The organism is Mesorhizobium sp., assembly GCF_004963255.1.
In the GTDB taxonomy this organism is placed as follows: Bacteria; Pseudomonadota; Alphaproteobacteria; order Rhizobiales; family Rhizobiaceae; genus Mesorhizobium.
The window spans coordinates 16,210-34,693 of record NZ_SUGA01000009.1 but is presented as its reverse complement, the minus strand read 5'-3'; the positions used below and the strand labels follow the sequence as shown (position 1 = coordinate 34,693).

Annotated in this window: 12 protein-coding genes; 8 read left to right on the top strand and 4 right to left on the bottom strand. The window is 65.1% G+C overall.

Annotated elements, in window-relative coordinates; translation table 11 throughout:
* Window positions 1-22 precede the first annotated feature (22 nt).
* Window positions 23-2,347: an NADP-dependent malic enzyme gene (locus tag E5X34_RS12505; RefSeq protein WP_292564748.1), complete on the bottom strand. Its 2,325-nt coding sequence runs from the start codon at window positions 2,345-2,347 to the stop codon at window positions 23-25.
* 150 nt (window positions 2,348-2,497) lie between these two features.
* Complete coding sequence (locus E5X34_RS12500; protein ID WP_292564745.1) at window positions 2,498-3,277, bottom strand: SDR family oxidoreductase; 780 nt, start codon at window positions 3,275-3,277, stop codon at window positions 2,498-2,500.
* A gap of 123 nt (window positions 3,278-3,400) precedes the next feature.
* Between E5X34_RS12500 and E5X34_RS12495 the strand changes: the two genes are divergently transcribed.
* Window positions 3,401-4,231, top strand: coding sequence for a UDP-2,3-diacylglucosamine diphosphatase (locus tag E5X34_RS12495; protein ID WP_292564742.1), 831 nt, complete (start codon window positions 3,401-3,403; stop codon window positions 4,229-4,231).
* Between the two features lie 209 nt (window positions 4,232-4,440).
* Complete coding sequence (locus E5X34_RS12490) at window positions 4,441-5,655, top strand: MFS transporter (RefSeq protein WP_292564739.1); 1,215 nt, start codon at window positions 4,441-4,443, stop codon at window positions 5,653-5,655.
* Here E5X34_RS12490 and dgcA read toward each other — a convergent pair.
* On the bottom strand, window positions 5,626-6,609 hold the full coding sequence (gene dgcA, locus E5X34_RS12485) for an N-acetyl-D-Glu racemase DgcA (RefSeq protein WP_292564736.1): 984 nt from the start codon (window positions 6,607-6,609) through the stop codon (window positions 5,626-5,628). The two genes, E5X34_RS12490 and dgcA, sit on opposite strands and share 30 nt — an antisense overlap.
* A 77-nt stretch (window positions 6,610-6,686) precedes the next feature.
* On the opposite strand from dgcA, the gene E5X34_RS12480 reads away from it, so the two are divergent.
* Genes E5X34_RS12480 through E5X34_RS12460 form a run of 5 tightly spaced genes read left to right on the top strand, consistent with a single transcriptional unit; the run spans window position 6,687 to window position 11,106 of the window.
* Window positions 6,687-7,874, top strand: a complete 1,188-nt coding sequence (locus E5X34_RS12480) for an ABC transporter permease (protein ID WP_292564733.1) — start codon at window positions 6,687-6,689, stop codon at window positions 7,872-7,874.
* Between the two features lies 1 nt (window position 7,875).
* The gene (locus E5X34_RS12475) at window positions 7,876-8,688 is read left to right on the top strand and encodes an ABC transporter ATP-binding protein (protein ID WP_292564730.1); all 813 of its coding nucleotides are present in this window, start codon (window positions 7,876-7,878) and stop codon (window positions 8,686-8,688) included.
* 14 nt (window positions 8,689-8,702) lie between these two features.
* The gene (locus E5X34_RS12470) at window positions 8,703-10,076 is read left to right on the top strand and encodes an MlaD family protein (RefSeq protein ID WP_292564727.1); all 1,374 of its coding nucleotides are present in this window, start codon (window positions 8,703-8,705) and stop codon (window positions 10,074-10,076) included.
* Between the two features lie 37 nt (window positions 10,077-10,113).
* Complete coding sequence (locus E5X34_RS12465) at window positions 10,114-10,758, top strand: ABC-type transport auxiliary lipoprotein family protein (protein ID WP_292564724.1); 645 nt, start codon at window positions 10,114-10,116, stop codon at window positions 10,756-10,758.
* Between the two features lie 6 nt (window positions 10,759-10,764).
* A complete protein-coding gene (locus E5X34_RS12460; protein ID WP_292564721.1) occupies window positions 10,765-11,106 on the top strand; it encodes a hypothetical protein in 342 nt (113 codons plus the stop codon).
* A 213-nt stretch (window positions 11,107-11,319) separates the two neighbouring features.
* Here the strand turns inward: E5X34_RS12460 and E5X34_RS12455 are convergent, their stop codons facing one another.
* Entirely contained in the window at window positions 11,320-17,727 is a 6,408-nt protein-coding gene (locus tag E5X34_RS12455) for a kinesin (protein WP_292564717.1), read from the bottom strand.
* A gap of 302 nt (window positions 17,728-18,029) precedes the next feature.
* Here E5X34_RS12455 and E5X34_RS12450 point away from each other — a divergent pair, with 302 nt between their 5' ends.
* Entirely contained in the window at window positions 18,030-18,398 is a 369-nt protein-coding gene (locus tag E5X34_RS12450; protein ID WP_292564714.1) for an Hpt domain-containing protein, read from the top strand.
* The last annotated feature ends 86 nt before the right edge of the window (window positions 18,399-18,484 follow it).

Below are 18,484 nucleotides of genomic sequence, written 5' to 3'. Positions count from 1 at the left end.
CGGCGAGAAGCCGCTATGTCCTTCAATCCACATCAATCAGCGCCTGCGCCTTGTGCGCCGCCTCGACAACGGCCAGCGCGGTCATGTTGACGACGCCGCGCGAGGTCACTGACGGCGTCAATATATGGGCGGGCTTGTCGGTGCCGAGCAGGATCGGCCCGACATGCAGCGCATCCATCATCGCGCCCAGCGCCGTCAGCGTGATGTTGGCCGAATCGAGATTCGGGAAGACCAGCAGATTGGCCTCGCCCGTCAGCCTGGAATGCGGATAGACGCGCTGGCGCAGATGTTCCGAAAGCGCCGTATCGGCATGCATCTCGCCGTCGCATTCAAGGTCGGGCGCGATACGCGCCAGGATCGCCGCGGCTTGCCGCATCTTGAATGCGCTCGGCGCGTCGCGCGAACCGAAATCCGAGAAGGAGAGCAGGGCGGCCTTGGGTTCCATGCCGAAACGCCTGATTTCCTCGGCCGCCAGCACGGTCATCTCGGCGATCTCCTCGGCCGTCGGATCGATGGAGACATAGGTGTCGGTGAGAAAGACGATGCCCCGCTGCGAAATCAGCATGGAGAGCGCCGACAGATCGCGGTCCTTGACGCCGGTGCGCGGCCCGATGATCAGCGAGACATTGCGCAGATGCCGCTCGAAGCGACCTTCGAGGCCGCAGATCATGGCATCCGCATCGCCACGCTTCAGCGCGAGCGCCGCGATAACCGTATTGTTGGTGCGCACCATGGTGCGGGCGGCTTCCGTCGTCACGCCGCGCCGGCCGGCGAGCTCGATCAAAAGGTCGACATAATGGCGGTAGCGCGGATCGTCTTCCGGATTGATCAATGCGAAATCGACGCCGGGACGAATGCGCAGGCCGTAACGCTTCAGGCGGACCTCCACCACATGCGGGCGGCCGATCAAAGTCGGTTCGGCGATGCCTTCCTCCAGCACCACCTGGGCGGCGCGCAGAACGCGCTCGTCCTCGCCATCGGCATAGATAACGCGCTTGGCGCTTGAAGCCTTGGCGGAGGAAAACACCGGCTTCATCACCAGGCCGGAGCGGAAGACGAAGCGGTTGAGCTTGTCGATATAGGCGGCGAAGTCGCTGATCGGCCGCGTCGCGACGCCGGTGTCGCAGGCGGCCTTCGCCACCGCCGGCGCGATGCGCAGGATAAGGCGCGGATCGAAGGGCGAGGGGATCAGGAAATCGGGGCCGAACATCGGCGTCTCGCCGGAATAGGCGCGGGCGGCGACGTCCGAAGGCTCCTCGCGGGCAAGGGCGGCGATCGCCCGCACCGCCGCCATTTTCATCTCCTCATTGATGGCGCTGGCGCCGCAATCGAGCGCGCCGCGGAAGATGTAAGGAAAGCACAACACGTTGTTGACTTGATTGGGGAAATCCGAGCGCCCGGTGCAGATCATGGCGTCCGGCCGGGCGGCCCGCGCCGCTTCCGGCATGATCTCGGGATTGGGATTGGCCAAAGCCAGGATCAGCGGCTTCGGCGCCATGTGCTGCAAGAGCTCGGGCTTCAGCACGCCGGCGGCGGAGAGGCCGAGAAAGACGTCGGCGCCGGAAATCACATCGGCCAGCGTGCGCGCCTCGGTGTCCTTCACATAGGGGTCTTTCCAGCGGTCCATCTCCTCGACGCGGCCCCTGTAGGCGACGCCGAAACGGTCGGTGACCCAGATGTTTTCCACCTTGGCGCCAAGCGAGACCAGAAGGTTGAGGCAGGCAAGTGCTGCGGCGCCCGCGCCGGAAGTGACGATCTTGATGTCGGAAATCGCCTTGCCGGCCAGTTCCAGCCCGTTGAGCACCGCGGCGGCGACGATGATCGCCGTGCCGTGCTGGTCGTCGTGGAAAACCGGAATGCCCATGCGGGCCTTCAGCCGCTCCTCGACCTCGAAGCATTCCGGCGCCTTGATGTCTTCGAGGTTGATGCCGCCGAAGGTCGGCTCGAGCGCCGCCACGGTCTCGACCATGCGGTCGATCTCGGGCGCGTCGATCTCGATGTCGAAGACGTCGATGCCGGCGAATTTCTTGAACAGCACCGCCTTGCCTTCCATCACCGGCTTGGAGGCGAGCGGGCCGATATTGCCGAGCCCGAGCACGGCGGAGCCGTTGGAAACGACGCCGACGAGATTAGCGCGCGCGGTGTAGTCGGCGGCGGTGGCGGGATCGTCGCGGATCTCGAGGCAGGGCGCGGCCACGCCCGGCGAATAGGCAAGCGCCAGGTCGCGCTGGTTGCCGAGCGGCTTGGTCGCCTGGATCTCGAGCTTTCCCGGCTTCGGGTGCTTGTGGAAGAAGAGGGCGGCCTCGTCGAGGTCCGACCGGGCCGTTTTCTTGTTCTCGCCGTCCATTGCGGCCCCTCCCTGCGATACTGGTTTGGAGCCTTTTAGCATGCGCCCGCGATTTTTCGCGACCGCAAATCGCAGGCTCCGGCTTCACAATGCCGGAGCGGAAATAGTCTACCGATTCCAGCTGGTTGGCTGGAGAGCTTCAGGCGATGCTCAGAACGCGCTGACGTAGAGGCCGCCATCGACCGGGATGTTCTGGCCGGTAAGGTAGCCGGCATGGACCGAACAGAGAAAGGCGCAGATCTGGCCGAATTCCTCGGGCGTGCCGAGACGTTTCGCCGGCACGTCGGCGCTGATGCGGGCCTTGCGCGCGGCTGCCGCGGCCGGGTCTTCCTGCGTGCCTGCCTCATGCGGGCCGCGCAACCGGTCGGTGTCCAGCTTGCCGGGCAGCAGGCTGTTGATGGTGACGTTGCGGTCGATCACCGTGCGCGCCACGCCGGCCAGGAACGAGGTCAGGCCGGCGCGGGCGCCGGAAGACAGGTCGAGCCCGGGGATCGGCACATAGACCGACAGCGAGGTGATGTTGACGATGCGGCCGAAGCCGCGCTTGGCCATGCCGTCGATCACCGCCTGGATGAGCTCGATGGGTGTGACCATGTTCTGCGTAACGCCCTCGAGGATCTTGGCGCGGTCGAGCTCGCGGAAATCGCGCAGCGGCGGGCCGCCATTGTTGTTGACCAGGATGTCCGGGTCGGGACAGGCGGCAAGGATCGCCTTCTGCACCTCGGGTTTCGACACGTCGCCGGCAACTTCGATCACCTTGACGCCGAATTTGTCGCGGATCTCTTGCGCGGTCCTGGCCAGAAGCTCGGCGTTGCGGCCGTTGACGACGAGGTCGACGCCGGCCTCGGCCAGCGCCATGGCGCAACCTTTTCCAAGCCCCTTGCTCGAGGCGCAGACGATGGCCTTCTTGCCGCGAATGCCGAGATCCATGGTGATTTTCTCCTGATGCTTTGGCGGCGCCAAGCTAGCGCCTGGGCTGGACCAACCGCAACCGTCATACGGTTGTTGCATGAATCGGGGCATAGGCACGTGAAAGCAAAGGGTAAAATCGCGATGTCAGCCCCAGAGCCCCGCACTTTCCGCGCCCTGTTCATTTCTGACGTGCATCTCGGCTCGAAAGCGGCCAAGGCCGATTTCCTGATCGACTTCCTGCGCCATCACGACGCCGAGATCATCTATCTGGTCGGCGATATCGTCGACGGCTGGCGGCTGCGCCGCAGCTGGCACTGGCCGCAGAGCCACAATGACGTCGTGCAGAAGCTGCTGCGCAAGGCACGCAAGGGCGCCTCGATCACCTATATCGCCGGCAATCACGACGAATTCGCCCGCCAGTTCCAGGGCGTGCATTTCGGCGGCATCGTCGTCGCCGACCGCGCCATCCACGAAACCGCCGACGGCCGGCGCCTGCTGATCATCCATGGCGACCAGTTCGACACGGTGGTGCATAACCAGCGCTGGCTCGCTTATCTCGGCGACTATGCCTATGACACGGCGATGCTGATCAACCGCGTGGTGACGAAGCTGCGCCATCTGCTCGGCCTGCCTTACTGGTCGTTCTCGTCCTGGGCCAAGGTCAAGGTGAAAAAGGCGGTGAACTTCATCGGCTCGTTCCAGACCGTGCTTTCCGAGGAAGCGCGGCGCTCGCATGTCGACGGCGTGATCTGCGGCCACATCCACCATGCCGCCATCGAAAGCTACGGTGACGTGCAGTACATCAATACCGGCGACTGGGTGGAAAGCTGCACGGCGGTGGTCGAGCACTTCGACGGCCGCATGGAAATCCTGACCTGGGCGCATGTGCTGCCCGAATCCTCAGCCGGCAAGGACGTGCTGGTTCCGGTCGACATCATCGACCTCAAGGGCAGGGCGGCGCGAGCAGCGTGAACGCGCCTGCCAGTCAGGGATTGGCGCGGTTCGAGCCCCTTTGCGCGCGTTGTTCATTGAAGCCGAAGCGCGGCATATTTCATGCCGGACGCGGTCTTCAACAGCTTTGCCCTTGATCGATTGGTCCAGGCAGTTCCGCCCTGCCTTGCCGCATGTTAGGGATCGAAACGCGTTGCAGTCCGTCGATTGCAGCGTAATTGGATCGATTCATGTCGCTGCCGCCGCTCTCGCCCGAACAACGCATCAAGCCCAGCCATTTCGAACTGCGCATCAGCCTGATCTTCGCCACCTTGTTCGTGTCGCAGGGCACGCATCTGCCTTACTTTCCGCTCTGGCTGCAGGCGAAGGGGTTTCATGCCGAGCAGATCGCCGTCATCCTGGCGGCGCCGATGTTCCTGCGGGTGGTGACGACACCAATGCTGACAGCGCTTGCCGACCGGGCGAAGGACCGCGCCAATGTCTATATCGCGCTGGTCGCGGCCTCGATGGCCGTCTCGGCGGGCTATTTCCTGCCGGCCACCTACGCGATCGTTCTTGCCGTGTCGCTGCTGCTCACCATCGTCTGGACGCCGCATTCGCCGATGGCCGATTCGCTGGCGCTGTCGGGTGTGCGGCGCTTCGGCTCGAATTACACGGCGATGCGCAAATGGGGTTCGATCTCTTATCTCTGCGCCAATGTCGCGGGCGGATTCATCCTGGCGGCCACCGGCCCGCAGGCGGTTCCGGTGATCATCTTCGTGGCGCTCGGCGCGGCCCTGGTGGCGGCGTTGGCGGCACCGCGCATGGGGCGGCCGCGCAAGGCCTCGCCGCTGTCGGCCACCGAGATCCAGCATAAGGCGCCCAGCCTGTTCAACGCCTATTTCCTCTATTTCACGCTCGGTGTCGGCGTCATCACCGCCAGCCACGCCTTTCTCTACGGCTTCGTGTCGATCTACTGGAAGTCGATCGGCATCGGCGATTCCGTCGTCGGCCTGCTATGGGCCTGGGGCGTGGTTTCCGAGGTCGGCATGTTCCTGTTTTTCAACCGCATTTTTTCGTCGGTCTCGGTGGTCAAGGTGATGGTGATCGCCGGCATCGGCTCGATCGTGCGCTGGATCGCCTTTCCGCTCGTCTGGCCGCTCGGGCTTGGCGTCGGCGGCTTCTTCCTGGTCCAGTCGCTGCATTCGGTCTCGGTCGCCATGGTGTTGATCGGCCTGCAGAAGATGATCGGCGAGACGGTTTCCGAGGAGCGCACGGGCGCGGCGCAAGGCATCGCCTATTTCTTCAACGGCTTCTTCATGGCGGCGGTGACGCTCGCTTCCGGCCCGCTTTACGACCGCTTGGGCGTTGACGGTTTCTGGGCGATGATCCCGATCGCGATCGTCGGCATGGCGCTGATCGGTCTTGCCGCGCGCTCAGCCCCAAAGCTCGCTGTCGGGGGGTGAAACCAGCGATCCCTGGTAGACGAGGCCGGGCTCGCGATCGCGTGCGAGAAGCAGCGGGCCATCGAGGTCGACGAAGTCGGCATCCTGCGCCAGCAAGACCGCCGGCGCCATGGCGAGCGAGGTGCCAACCATGCAGCCCACCATGATGCCGAAGCCGAGATCGCGGGCACGGTCGCGCAATCTCAACGCCTCGGTCAGGCCGCCGGATTTGTCGAGCTTGATGTTGACGGCGTCGTAGAGACCGACCAGCGCGTCGAGGTCCTTTGCCGCATGCACGCTTTCGTCGGCGCAGATCGGCACCGGATGCGCGATCCGGCGCAGGATGTCATCCTTGCCCGCCGGCAGCGGCTGTTCGACGAGCGCGACACCGTGCTGAGCGGAGAAGGCCAGGTTCGCCTCGACATTTTGGTCCGTCCAGCCCTCATTGGCATCGAGGATGATGCGGCTTTCGGGGGCGGCCTCCGTCACCGCGCGAATCCGCGCCATGTCGTTGTCGCCGCCGATCTTGACCTTGAGCAAGGGCCGCGCGGCATTGGCGCGCGCCTGCGCGGCCATGGCTTCCGGTTCGGCAAGCGACAGCGTGTAGGCGGTTTGCAGCGGCTTGGGCGGAAGGACGCCGATCGCTGCCGCCACGGGTGTGCCGGTCAGCTTGGCTTCCAGATCCCACAGCGCGCAATCTATGGCGTTTCGCGCGGCGCCCGCGGCCATGGCAGCGAGCAGAGCGGTCCGGTCGATGCCGCCAGCGATCTGGTCGCGCATCGTCTTGATTGCGGCATATACACCGTCCATGGTCTCGCCGTAGCGCTTGTAGGGCACGCATTCGCCGCGCCCGGAACGTCCCCCGTCAGCGATCGTTACGGTGATGACTTCGGCCTCGGTTTTGGATCCGCGCGAAATGGTGAAGGTGCCGGCGATCGGAAATCGCTCCATTTCGACCGAAATGACACGCGCCATAATTTTCTTCTCCGGCTGTGCGACACCAGTCTGCCGGCAAATCGACACGCCAGTCCCGTCACGCTAAACAGGACGCCATGTTGACCATCCGCAAACGCGACGCAAGCGGCGAGGCCGCCGAGAACGGCGAGCATCGACCGCGCGTGGCCGTGGGCGAGGAAGACGGGGTGCTGGGCTGCGCGTTTTCCGGCGTGTGGACGACGCGCACCGTGGCGGCGGTCGATGCGGACATGCGCAAGATCGAGCGGAGAAGCGGCACGAAACAGCTGACGCTCGACCTTTCCCACATCGAAAAGATGGACACGGCCGGCGCCTGGCTGATCGACCGGCTGGCCAGCGCCTTCGAGAAGAAAGGCGTCGAGGTCCATTTTCAGGGGCAAAGCGAGGTCGCCTCGATCCTGCTCGGCGCAGTCGGCGACGCGGTCCGCCGCGAGCCCGAATCGGGCCCGTCCGGGCCGCCCAATATCATCCTGCGCGCGCTGGAGCTGGTTGGCCGGCGGGTCTACGAGATGCGCGACGATTTCTTCGCCTCGATGAACATCCTCGGCGCCACGATCCGCGGCGCGCAGATGAAGCTCGGGCGCGGCCATGCGGTCAATCCCGCCGCAATCTTCAACCAGATCGATCGCATGGGTGTCGGCGCGATCCCGGTGGTGGTGCTGATGTCAGCCATCGTCGGCGCGATCGTCGCCCAGCAGGGCGCCTATCAGCTCAGCTATTTCGGCGCCAATATCTTCGTCGTCGATCTCGTCGGCGTGCTGATCCTGCGCGAGCTCGGCGTGCTGATGACGGCGATCATGCTCGCGGGACGTTCGGGCAGCGCCATCACCGCCGAGATCGGCTCGATGAAAATGCGCGAGGAGGTCGATGCGCTCAAGGTGATCGGCCTCAATCCGATCGGCGTGCTTGTCTTTCCGCGGCTCGTCGCGCTGGTGATCGGGCTGCCCTGCCTCACCATCATCGCCAATTTCGCGGCACTTGCCGGCGGCATCGTCGCCGCCTGGCTCTATTCAGACATCCCGCCGGCTGCGTTCATCGACAGGCTGCGCGTCGCCATCGACCTCAGCACCATCTTCGCCGGCCTGATCAAGGCGCCGTTCATGGCCCTGATCATCGGGATCATTGCGTCTGTCGAAGGCATGAAAGTCGGCGGCAGCGCCGAATCGCTCGGCCTGCACGTGACCGCGTCTGTGGTGAAGTCGATCTTCATCGTCATCATCCTCGACGGGCTTTTCGCCATGTTCTACGCAGCGATCGGCTTCTGAGATGGCGAACGGCAACGGCGCCACGTCAGCGGAGCACACGAACGATGGCGAGATCGTGCTTTCGGTTCGCGACGTCACCGTCGCCATCGGCGACAAGCTGATCCTCGACAAGCTTTCGCTCGACATCAAGCGCGGGGAAATCCTCGGCTTTGTAGGCGCCTCCGGCGCCGGCAAATCGGTGCTATTGCGCACCATACTGGGACTGATGCCGAAGCAGTCGGGGACGATCAGCCTGTTCGGCGTCGATGTCGACAAGGCAAGCGACGCCGATCGCCTGCGCATCGACATGCGGCTCGGCGTCCTCTTCCAGCATGGGGCGCTGTTTTCGGCGCTGACGGTGCTGGAGAACGTGCAGGTGCCGATGCGCGAATATCTCGACCTGCCCAAGGCGCTGATGGATGAGCTCGCCATGCTCAAGATCGAACTGGTCGGGCTGCCGACCGACGCCGCGCAGAAATTCCCGTCCGAACTTTCCGGCGGCATGATCAAGCGCGCGGCGCTGGCGCGGGCGCTGGCGCTCGATCCCGACATCGTCTTTCTGGACGAACCGACCTCCGGGCTCGATCCGATCAGCGCGGCCGAATTCGACGAACTGGTCGTCAAGCTGCGCGACACGATGGATCTCACCGTCTACATGGTCACGCACGACCTCGACACGCTGTTCACCGCTTGCGACCACGTCGCGGTGCTCGGCAAGAAGAAGGTGCTGGTGGAAGGCACGATCGACGACATGCTGAAGAGCGATGAGCCGTGGGTGAAATCCTATTTCCGCGGAAAACGCGCCCGGCAACTTGATCTTGCGGCGCGCGCATAGCGATAAGTGGGGCGATGGAAACAAGAGCCAACTACGTCATCGTCGGCATCTTCACGCTGGGCGCGATCCTGGCGGCCTTCGCGTTCGTCTATTGGACGGCCGCCATCGGCGACAGGGGCGAAACGGCGATGCTGCGCGTGCGCATCCCAGGCTCGGCCTCCGGCCTCAGCCGCGGCAGCCTGGTGCTGTTCAACGGCGTCAGGGTGGGCGATGTGAAAAACGTCTATATCGATGGCGACGATCCGACCGTTGCCATTGCCGACACCGAAATCGCCCGCTGGACGCCGATCACCAAGTCGACGCAGGCCGACATCGGACTGACCGGCCTCAGCGGCCAGGCCAATATCGAGCTGAAGGGTGCCGACCCCAAGGAAGCCAGGCTGCTCGACGAGGCGGAGAAGGAAGGCAGGGTCGCCGAGATCGTCGCCAACCCGTCTGCGGTCACCAACCTTTTGCAGACGGCGCAGAACATCTTTACCCGCGCCGACAAGGTGCTTAGTGAGCTCGAAGGTTTTACCAAGGACGTTCGTGAGCCGCTGACGCAGACGATCAAGAACGTCCAGACCTTCTCGGACGCGCTGGCCAAGAATTCCGACGGCATCGACAAGTTCCTGTCGGCGGTGAGCTCGCTTTCGGATCAGCTGAAGAATGTCTCCGGACGGCTCGACAGCACGCTGAAGGCCGCCGAAGGCCTGCTCAATTCCGTCGACAAGGACCAGATCAAGAGCATCGTGGCCAATGTCGATACGGTGACGGCAAATCTGAAGGAGACCTCGAAGCAGTTCGACACCGTCATCGGCAACGTCAACACGGCGGTCGGCTCGATCAACGATTTCGCCAAGCAGACGCAAGGGACATTGGCCAAGGTGAACGGCGTGCTCGACGGCATCGATCCGGCCGACGTCAAGGAGGCCTTGGCCAACATCCAGAAAGCCAGCGCCAGCGCCGACAAGGCGGCCTCGGACATTGCCAAGGTCACCGACAAGATCGCCAACCGTTCCGACGACATCAATGACACGATCAAGAATGCCCGCCAGCTTGCGCAGCGCCTCAACGACGCCTCGGTGCGCGTCGACGGCATCCTGGCCAAGGTGGACAAGCTCCTTGGCTCCGGCGAGGCCGACGGCGTGATGGCCGATGCGAGGGCGACGCTCAAATCCTTCAAGCAGGTGGCCGACACGCTGAACTCACGCCTCGGCACCATCGTTGACAACCTGTCACGTTTCTCCGGCCAGGGGCTGCAGAACGTCGAGGCGCTGGTGCAGGACAGCCGCCGCTCGATCAATCGCATCGAGGAAGCGGTGACCGATCTCAGCCGCAACCCGCAGCGCATCCTGTCCGGCGGCGAGGGCGAGGTCCGGCAGTTCGACGGAAGGGCACGGCGTTGACTTCGGCCGCCGCGACCGCCAAGAAAATGAACCGCGAATGCGGGTTGATCGGGGACAACGGGGATCGCGCGTGAAGTCGGTCAGGGTAGTAGCGGGTAGTTTGAGATCGTCCGCGGCGGCATTGCTGGTGCTTACGCTTGCCGGCTGTGCGGTCCTGGGCGGCAAGCCGGCGCCGCTCGACACGTTCGAACTGTCCGCGCCTTCGGTCGATGTGCATGCGCACAGCCGCCGCCAGATCCTGATCGCCCAGCCCTCGGCGCTCAAGGCGCTGGACAGCCAGAACATCGTCATCAGGCCTTCCGACCGCTCGATCCAGTTCCTGAAAGGCGCGCAATGGGCGGACCGGCTGCCGCTGATCGTGCAGGCGAGGCTGGCAGAGACGTTCCAGCGCTCCGGCAGCTTTGCCGGCGTCGGCAAGCCGGGCGAGGGGCTGGCCATCGACTACCAGATCATCGTCGAGGTGCGCTCCTTCGAGGTGCGCGTCAATGGCGGCGAGCATGCCGACGTCGACCTGTTCGTGCGCATCCTGAACGACCGCGACGGCGAGGTGCGCGCGTCGAAGGACTTCACCGCGAGCGCGCCGGTTTCCGGCGGCGGCAACGCGGCTTACGTCCGGGCACTGGACAGTGCCTTCGGCCAGGCGGCGACCGACATCGTCCGCTGGACGGACCAGATGATCTAGACAATGATGAGCGAATCCCAAGTCATTCTCCGCAAATGGAGCGGCCGCATCAGGACGGCCGATGAGGAGGCGTATGTCGCCTACATCGTGAAGACAGGGTTGAAGGACTACTCAGAGACGCCCGGCAACCTCGGCTGCCAGATGCTGATGCGCACGCTGGGCGACGGCGTCAGCGAAGTCACCACGCTGAGCTGGTGGCGCGACATGGATGCCATTCGCGCCTTCGCCGGGCCGCAGCCGGAGCGTGCGGTCTACTACCCGGAAGACGACCGCTTCCTGCTCGACCGTCTGGAATTTGTCGAGCACCACCGGGTGGTCGCGAGCGACTTCCGCCTCGGCGAGGCATAGAGCATGATCCCGTAAAGAAGGTCAGCGACGGCAAAGAGTTGCAGACCTTTCGCATTAAGATCATGCGACAGAACAAAGAGTCGGAGCGGGATGAATGACTCCACTCCAATTCATCCTGCTATAAGCGCCGGCTGAGCCGACAATCGACATCGTGGACATGAAAAAGGCGGGTCGAGACCCGCCTTTTTGGTTTCCGATTCTGCCTGCCGGCGTTCAGTGCAGCCGGCCGCTGGCGTGGGCCAGCATGGTGTAGACCTTGCCGGTGTCGGAGGTCAGGTAGGTTTGCGCCATGATGTTGTCGCGATCGTTGCGCGAGACATCCTTGAGCAGCTTCTCGAAATCCTCGCAGTAGCGGTCGACCGCTGCGCGGAATTCCGCCTCGGCCTGGTACTTGCGGCGGATCTCGTCGAAGGTCTGCTGGCCCTTCAGCGTGTAGAGGCGACGGGTAAAGACGTCGCGTTCGCCGCGGCGGTAGCGGTTCCAGAGCTCGATCGAGGCGTCGTGGTCGATGGCCCGCGCGATGTCGACCGACAGCGAGTTGAGAGACTCCATGACATGCAGCGGCGAGCGCTGGGCAGGCGTCGCGCGCGGCGCTTCCGCCGGCGCTGCCGGACGCAGCTCTTCTTCGCGCGAGGCGTTGGTCAGCAGGTCGCGCACCCAGCCGCCCTGCTGCGTCTTGCCGTTCTCACGGCGAGGCGCCTCGGCAGGGCGTTCCAGGTCGAGCGTGCCGCGCAGCGTGGTCTCGGCGAGCGGCGCCTGAGGGGCGCGCGCCGCCGGTTGCGGCTGTGGTTGCGGGGCCGGCGGGCGGCGCAGCGGCGGCTCGGCGGCGCGGGCCGGCGCCTGCGGAGCAGGGCGCAGACCGCGCGGTTCGCCCTGCTCGCTTGAGCCGCTGCGGCCGGATTTCGCAACGATATCCGACAGTTCCTTGAGCGCATTGATCTGCTCGGCGACGGCGCGACGAATGGCCGAGGTCGATTCCTTGGCCTCTTCCGGCATCTCGATGACGCCCTTTTTCAGCTCGGCGCGGGTCAGGTCCAGCTCGCTCTTGATCGAGCCCGCGGTGCGCCGCATCTCCTCGGTCGCGTCGGCAAAGCGACGGGTCGCCGAATCGACGACCTCGGCGATGGCGGTGCGGATCTTCTCCGCCGACTCCATCGTGCGGCCCTCGGCGGTCTGCATCGTCTGGCCGACGAGGCTCTCGAAGGAACGCATCACCTTCTCGAGGTCTTCCGACTTCTTGACCAGGCCGACGGCGAGGTCCTCCAGCGAGGACTGGCGCTCCAGCGTGTGCTCGAGATTGCTCTGCGCGGAGCTGAGCAGGTTCGAGGCGCTGGAGAGCAGCCGGCTGTGCTCGTCAAACTTGGTCGCGATCGCGGCCACCTCGCGCAGCGTCGCCGATGACAGGTCGGTGAGCCGCGTCGTGTTGGAATCGACCAGACGCGCCGAGCTGGCGAAGGTCTGGGCGGCCTTCTCGGTGGTCGTGGCGAAGCTCTGCGTGCTGCCGGAGAGCCGCTCCTCGACCTGGCCGAGATTGACGGCGGCCTGTTCGATGAGCTGGCCGAGCTGGGCGCTCGAGGTCGTCATGCGGCCGATGAGGTCGGCCACGCTATCGGCAAGCGAGGAGCGCGCGCCTTCGACGGCCGACAGCGTCTCGGCCGTGCGGCTGGCGAGAGCATTGACGAGGTTCGTGTTCTCGCTGCGCAACTTCTCGGCCGCGCGTTCGGTGACCTCTTCCATGCTGCGCTGCAGTTCGGAGCCGCCCTGGGCGAAGCGCTCGACCAGCGGCTTGGCCGTCTCGTCGAGGATCTTCGCCATCTCGGCCGAACGCGCCGCGAGCATGGTGTTGAGCTCGCGGGTGTTGGCGCCGATCGTGCGCGCGGCCTCGTTGGTGCTCTGGCCGATATGCTGGCCGACCGCCGTGAAGGTCTCGGCGATGACGTTGGCGCGCGAGATCAGCTGGGCCTCGGCGCTGGAGACCCGCTCGCTGAGCTTCTGGCCCATCGTCTCGGCGGTATAGGCGAGGCGGTTTTCCACGCTCGCGACCTGGTCCTCGACGCGCGCGGCGGCAGCCGCGGCGCTTGCCGCAAGCCGCTCGTCGGCGCCGGCCAGCGCCTGCTCGATCTCACGGGCATGCACGGCGAGCTCCTGGCCGGTCTGGCGGGCGCGGTCGGCGACACGCTGCTCGGTGGCGGCGAAGGCGCCGACGATCGTGTCGGCGTGTTCGCCAATCGTCGAGCTGGTCGAAGCGATGCGCGACACCAGGCGGTTGTCGGCGTCGTCGAAGATGCGGCCGATTTCGCCGGCGCGGGCGGAAAGCGCTTCCGAACCCTCGGCAATGCGTGCCATGAGCTGCTGGTCGGCGCTGTCGAAGATGCGGCCGAGATCGGAGGCGCGGGCGGCCAATGCCTCGGCCGATTCCGTGATGCGCATCGAGAGCCGCTCGTCGGCGCCCTCGAAGTTGCGCAGGATGTCGCCGGCGCGGGCGGCAAGCGACTGCGCCGTCTCCACGGCGCGGGCAACCAGCTTCTGGTCGGCCGCGTCGAAGGTGCTGGCGATCTCACCGGCGCGCGTGGCCAGCTTGTCGGCGGTTTCCTCGGCACGAGCCATGAGCGAGTTCGACGCGTCGTCGGCGCGCATCATCAGCATGTTGGACGTGTCCTGGGCACGTTCGTGCAGGCGCCGGTCCGCCGCCTCGAAGGCCTGGGCAATGTCCTCGGCCCTGGCAAGCAGCGCGGCGGAGGTCTGCTCGGCGCGCTCGGCGATCTTGCGATCGGCATCGCTGAAGGCCGCACCGGCCTGCTCATGCAGGGTGCTGGTGACTTCCATGACCTTGTCGCGCAACGCGCTCGCCACGAACACCGCGGTCTTCTCCAGCACGCCGCGCACATTGTCGACACCGGTCGACAGCGCGCGCTCCATGGTGCTGGCGCGTTCTTCGATGACACTGGTCTGGCGGCTGAAGGCCTGCTCGATCTTCTCGACATCGGCGGCGATCGCCGCCGAGATGTCGCCGCTCCTCGCGGCGATCTGGTCGATATGGCCGGAGACCGAACGGTCGACGTCCTTGCGCGCATCTGCGAGCTTGGCGAGATCGTCCTCCAAGGCGCGGGCCAGCATGTCGCGGCCTTCGGACAGCTTGCCGACATGGCCGGCGATGACGTCGTCGATCTCGGATCGGCTTTCCGTCAGCTTCTGAAGGTCGGCTTCGAGGGCGCGCTTGAGGATGTCGCGGCCCTCCGCCAGCTTCTCGACCTGGCCGGCGACCAGGCCGTCGATGCTGGTGCGGCTTTCGGCCAGCTTGGCGAGATCGGCTTCAAGGGCGCGTGTGAGCACGTCGCGGCCTTCGGCGAGCTTCTCGACCTGGCCGGCGACGAGGCCATCAATGCCGGCGCGGCTTTCGGCCAGCTTGGCAAGGTCGGCTTCAAGGGCGCGCGTGAGGATATCGCGGCCTTCGGCGAGCTTTTCGACCTGGCCGGCGACAAGGCTGTCGATCGAGGCGCGGCTCTCGGCGAGCTTGGCAAGGTCGGCTTCCAGCGCCCGCTTGAGGATGTCGCGGCCTTCCGCCAGCTTCTCGACCTGGCCGGCGACCAGACCGTCGATGCTGGAACGGCTTTCAGCCAGCTTGGCGAGGTCGTCCTCCAGCGCCTTGGACAGCGTCGCGCGGCTCTGCGACAACTGGTCGGCATGCGTCTGCATGAGACCGCTGGCATTGGCCATATCGGCATCGAGCGCGCGCGAGAGTTCGGCGCGATGACCGGTGATCTTCTGCGAATGATCGACGATTGCGCCCTGGATCGTGTTGAGATCGGCTTCCAGCGCGCGCTTGAGGATATCGCGGCCTTCGGCCAGCTTCTCGACCTGGCCGGCGACCAGCCCGTCGATGCTGGAGCGGCTCTCCGCCAGCTTGGCGAGATCGTCTTCGAGCGACTTGGACAGCACCGAACGGTCCTGAACGAGGCGGTTCTGATGCTCGGCAACGGCGCCGCTGACATTCTGAAGGTCATCCTCCAGGGCTCTCGATAGGGCCGAGCGGTCTTGCGCCAGCTTGTTCTGATGATCGGCAATGGCGCCGCTGACGGCCTGCAGATCGGCTTCGAGGGCCTTCGACAGCTGCGAGCGATCCTCCAGGACCTTGTCGGAGTGTCCCGCAATGGCACCCTTGATGGTGTTGAGGTCGGCCTCCAGGGCGCGCTTGAGGATATCGCGGCCTTCGGCGAGCTTTTCGACCTGGCCGGCGACGAGGCCGTCGATCGAGGCACGGCTTTCGGCCAGCTTGGCGAGGTCGGCCTCCAGCGTCTGCGACAGCAGGCTGCGGTCTTCGGCAAGCTTGCCGGCGTGGCTGTCGATCAGGCCGCGGATGCCGCTCAGATCGCTTTCAAGGGCGCGGCTGAGCTCGCCGCGGTCCTCGGCGAGCCTGGTCGAATGGGTCTCGACCAGGTTCCTGATGCCGATGATGTCGGTTTCGAGCGCCTTGGCCAGCACGGCGCGGCCCTCGGCGATCTTCTCGACCTGGCTGGCGACGAGGCCGTCGATCGAGGCGCGGCTGTCCTGCAGCTTGCCGAGATCGGCTTCCAGGGCGCGCGCCAGGATGTTGCGGCCCTCGGCCAGCTTCCCGACATGGCCGGCGACCATTTCGTCAATCATCGTGCGGGCTTGGACGAGTCTGCCGGAGTCTTCGTTCAAAGCCTGGGACAGGCGATTGCGACCCTCTTCGAGCTGCTCCAGATGGCTGCCAAGCGATGCATCGATGGCGGCGCGCGACTCGTTCACCTTGCGCAGATCTTCTTCCAGCGCGCGCGAGATCAAGCCGCGGCCTTCGGCCAGCTTCTGCACCTGGTTGGTGACGGCGGCATCGATTGCCGCACGGCCTTCGGCGAACTTGGCCAGGTCCTCCTGCATGGCAGCGGCCATGCGTTCGCGGCTCTCGGAAAGTGAGCGGCTGTGATTCTCGACGGCTTCCTCGATGCCGACACGGGCATCGGCAAGCCGCTGGATATCGGAATCGAAGGAGCGCGACACCACATGCCGGGCCGCTTCCATGCGGCCGGCGAAGTCGGTGGCGCGGGCTTCGAGCATGGAGGAGGTGGACGAGATGATGTCGGCCATATCGGCGCCGATCTGGGTCTTGCCCTGATCGATCATCGCCGACAGCGTGTCCTTGCTCTCGGCGAAGGCATGGGCGATTTCCTTCGCGCGTTCCACCATCGTCTCGTTGATCTGGCGGGCGCGGGCTTCGAGGGCGGCGTTGAGCTTCTGCGTGCCGGTGTCGAGCGCTTCGGCGCGGGTCTGGAATTCGCTGATCAGCGCCTGGCCGCGTTCGGCCAGCGTACGTTCGATGCCGCTGAGGCTCGCCTCGAATTCGGAGTTCAGCGTGCGTGCCGCGCCGCCGAGCAGCGAGACCATGCCGTTCGTGCGGTCGTCGAGCAGGTCGGTCAGCGACCGGGTGAGGCCGTCCGTGGTGTCGGTCAGCTTGGCGATACGCGTGTCGAGCAGGCTGGCGAAGGCTTCGCCGGAGGTTGAAAGCCGGTCGGTGATGTTATCCAGGCGCGATTCGACGGAATCGAAGATCGATGTCGAGCTTTCGTTGATGCGATCGATCAGCGTGTCGCCGGAATTGTTGATCGTCATCGACAGCTTGGTCGACGCGTTGAGGATCGAGTCGCGGATGATGTCGCTGGCCGCGCCGATCTCGTCGCGCAGCGTCTCGTGGGCGCTGGCAATCGAGGCGCGCACACGCTCGGCATGGGTGACGACCGCCTCGCGCTCGCTGCCCAGACCGTCGACGAGAGACCGGATGCGGGCCTCGTTTTCGGAATAGGAGCGTTCGATCTGGGTGACTTCGCCATGGACGAGCGTCTCGAGCTCGACGGCGCGGGCGAGCGTCCGTTCGATGCCTTCGCCCATTGCCGCCACCTCGCGGCGAACGGCCTGGCCGATCATCATGACGCGATCCTGGGCGAGGTTTTCCGGCTCCGCCAGGCGGAAGGCGACCTCGGTCATGGACTGCGCGGCGATGCGCATTTCCTGCGCGCGCCGAATCATGGCGGCAAACGCCCAGAACAGGATGACCGGAACGATCGCGGCTACCGCCAGGCCGATCAGCTCGGGACGGGCGAAGAACTGGTCGAAGGTACGGATCTTCCAGATGCCAGGACCGAACAGGAGGTTGGCCAAGCCACCGGCGCCGGCGATCCAGGCCAGCGAGATAAAGGCGATCACCCAGTAGACGGTGCTCGATGCACGCCGGTTGAGGCTGTGCAGCAGCGTCTTGTAGTCCTTCTGGCGGTCGTCATTGGCTGGCGTGAAGCCGGGCGGAGGCGCGAAGCCGGACGGCTGTCCGTTGCGCGGCTCGACAGGGCGCAGCTCGGCCGGCTTGGCCGCGGGCGCCCTTGGAGGCTGAGGGGCGGCGGGCTGAGGGTTGTTCGCCGGCTCTGTCCGCTGGCTGCGGCCTTCGCGCGCCAGCTCGTCGGCCGCCGCCGATATCTGCGCTTCGAGATCCTCCATCGACGCCGCCATGTCGAGCCCGCCTTCGTCGCCGGCAAGGTCAAGGTCGAGCGCCTTTTCCAGTTCCGCGGCTACGTCATTCTCGAGAGACTTGGTCGTCGTTGGTTTCTTAGCCATGCCTTCGCTACCCTGTACTAGCTGCCGCGGGACTTATAATTTTGGCCGGATTCTGGCCCGATTCTAGCTTGTCTATCCCGAGCAGGAGGCTGAAAAATGGACCTTCGTATCGTAATGACACACAGGGGTAAAGAAAACATGCATTCCGGGCGATACGTAAAACTTTAAATATAAGGTTAACGCAAGCGTGATCCGGCACGCCTCCGTGACAACATCTTTCCCCTCCAATCGTTAACCCGTTGGCGACCGGAATCGCCTATTTTCTTGGGCTCGTCTGCCCGCTCTATGGAGTTGCAGTGCGTATGCGTGGCGAAAGTGGTATTGCGTTTTCCATGCCGGGGGGAGATGCCTCCGGAACGGCTGGAGCCCGACCTGTGGATCTCGGCCATCTGGCGCGCCAGACAATGGGCGACCGCGATCTCGAACGGGAGGTGCTGGCGCTGTTCGTGCAGCAGTCGCTCAACGTTCGTGACCAGATCGCGGACGCCGACACCAGGCAGAGGATACTTCTGGCGCACGGCTTGAAGGGCTCGGCGCGCGGCATCGGCGCGTTCGCGGTCGCCGAATGCGCGGCGATCATCGAGAAGCAGCCGGAAGACGTCCGGGCGCTCAAGCGGCTCGGCATGCTGATCGAGGAAGTGCGCGACTTCATCGCGGGCATCAGCCGCTAGCACTATCTTTTTGAAAAACGTCATTTCGTGGCGCTTTCGCGCCGCAGTTGACTTGTCCGGTGGAGTGATTATCTCCGTCGCGACTC

Excerpts from the sequence above, each read along its gene's own strand:
- E5X34_RS12505 (WP_292564748.1), bottom strand. The coding sequence starts at position 2,347 with ATGGACGGCGAGAACAAGAAAACGGCCCGGTCGGACCTCGACGAGGCC.
- E5X34_RS12500 (WP_292564745.1), bottom strand. The coding sequence starts at position 3,277 with ATGGATCTCGGCATTCGCGGCAAGAAGGCCATCGTCTGCGCCTCGAGC.
- E5X34_RS12495 (WP_292564742.1), top strand. The coding sequence starts at position 3,401 with ATGTCAGCCCCAGAGCCCCGCACTTTCCGCGCCCTGTTCATTTCTGAC.
- E5X34_RS12490 (WP_292564739.1), top strand. The coding sequence starts at position 4,441 with ATGTCGCTGCCGCCGCTCTCGCCCGAACAACGCATCAAGCCCAGCCAT.
- dgcA (WP_292564736.1), bottom strand. The coding sequence starts at position 6,609 with ATGGCGCGTGTCATTTCGGTCGAAATGGAGCGATTTCCGATCGCCGGC.
- E5X34_RS12480 (WP_292564733.1), top strand. The coding sequence starts at position 6,687 with ATGTTGACCATCCGCAAACGCGACGCAAGCGGCGAGGCCGCCGAGAAC.
- E5X34_RS12475 (WP_292564730.1), top strand. The coding sequence starts at position 7,876 with ATGGCGAACGGCAACGGCGCCACGTCAGCGGAGCACACGAACGATGGC.
- E5X34_RS12470 (WP_292564727.1), top strand. The coding sequence starts at position 8,703 with ATGGAAACAAGAGCCAACTACGTCATCGTCGGCATCTTCACGCTGGGC.
- E5X34_RS12465 (WP_292564724.1), top strand. The coding sequence starts at position 10,114 with ATGCGGGTTGATCGGGGACAACGGGGATCGCGCGTGAAGTCGGTCAGG.
- E5X34_RS12460 (WP_292564721.1), top strand. The coding sequence starts at position 10,765 with ATGAGCGAATCCCAAGTCATTCTCCGCAAATGGAGCGGCCGCATCAGG.
- E5X34_RS12455 (WP_292564717.1), bottom strand. The coding sequence starts at position 17,727 with ATGGCTAAGAAACCAACGACGACCAAGTCTCTCGAGAATGACGTAGCC.
- E5X34_RS12450 (WP_292564714.1), top strand. The coding sequence starts at position 18,030 with ATGCGTGGCGAAAGTGGTATTGCGTTTTCCATGCCGGGGGGAGATGCC.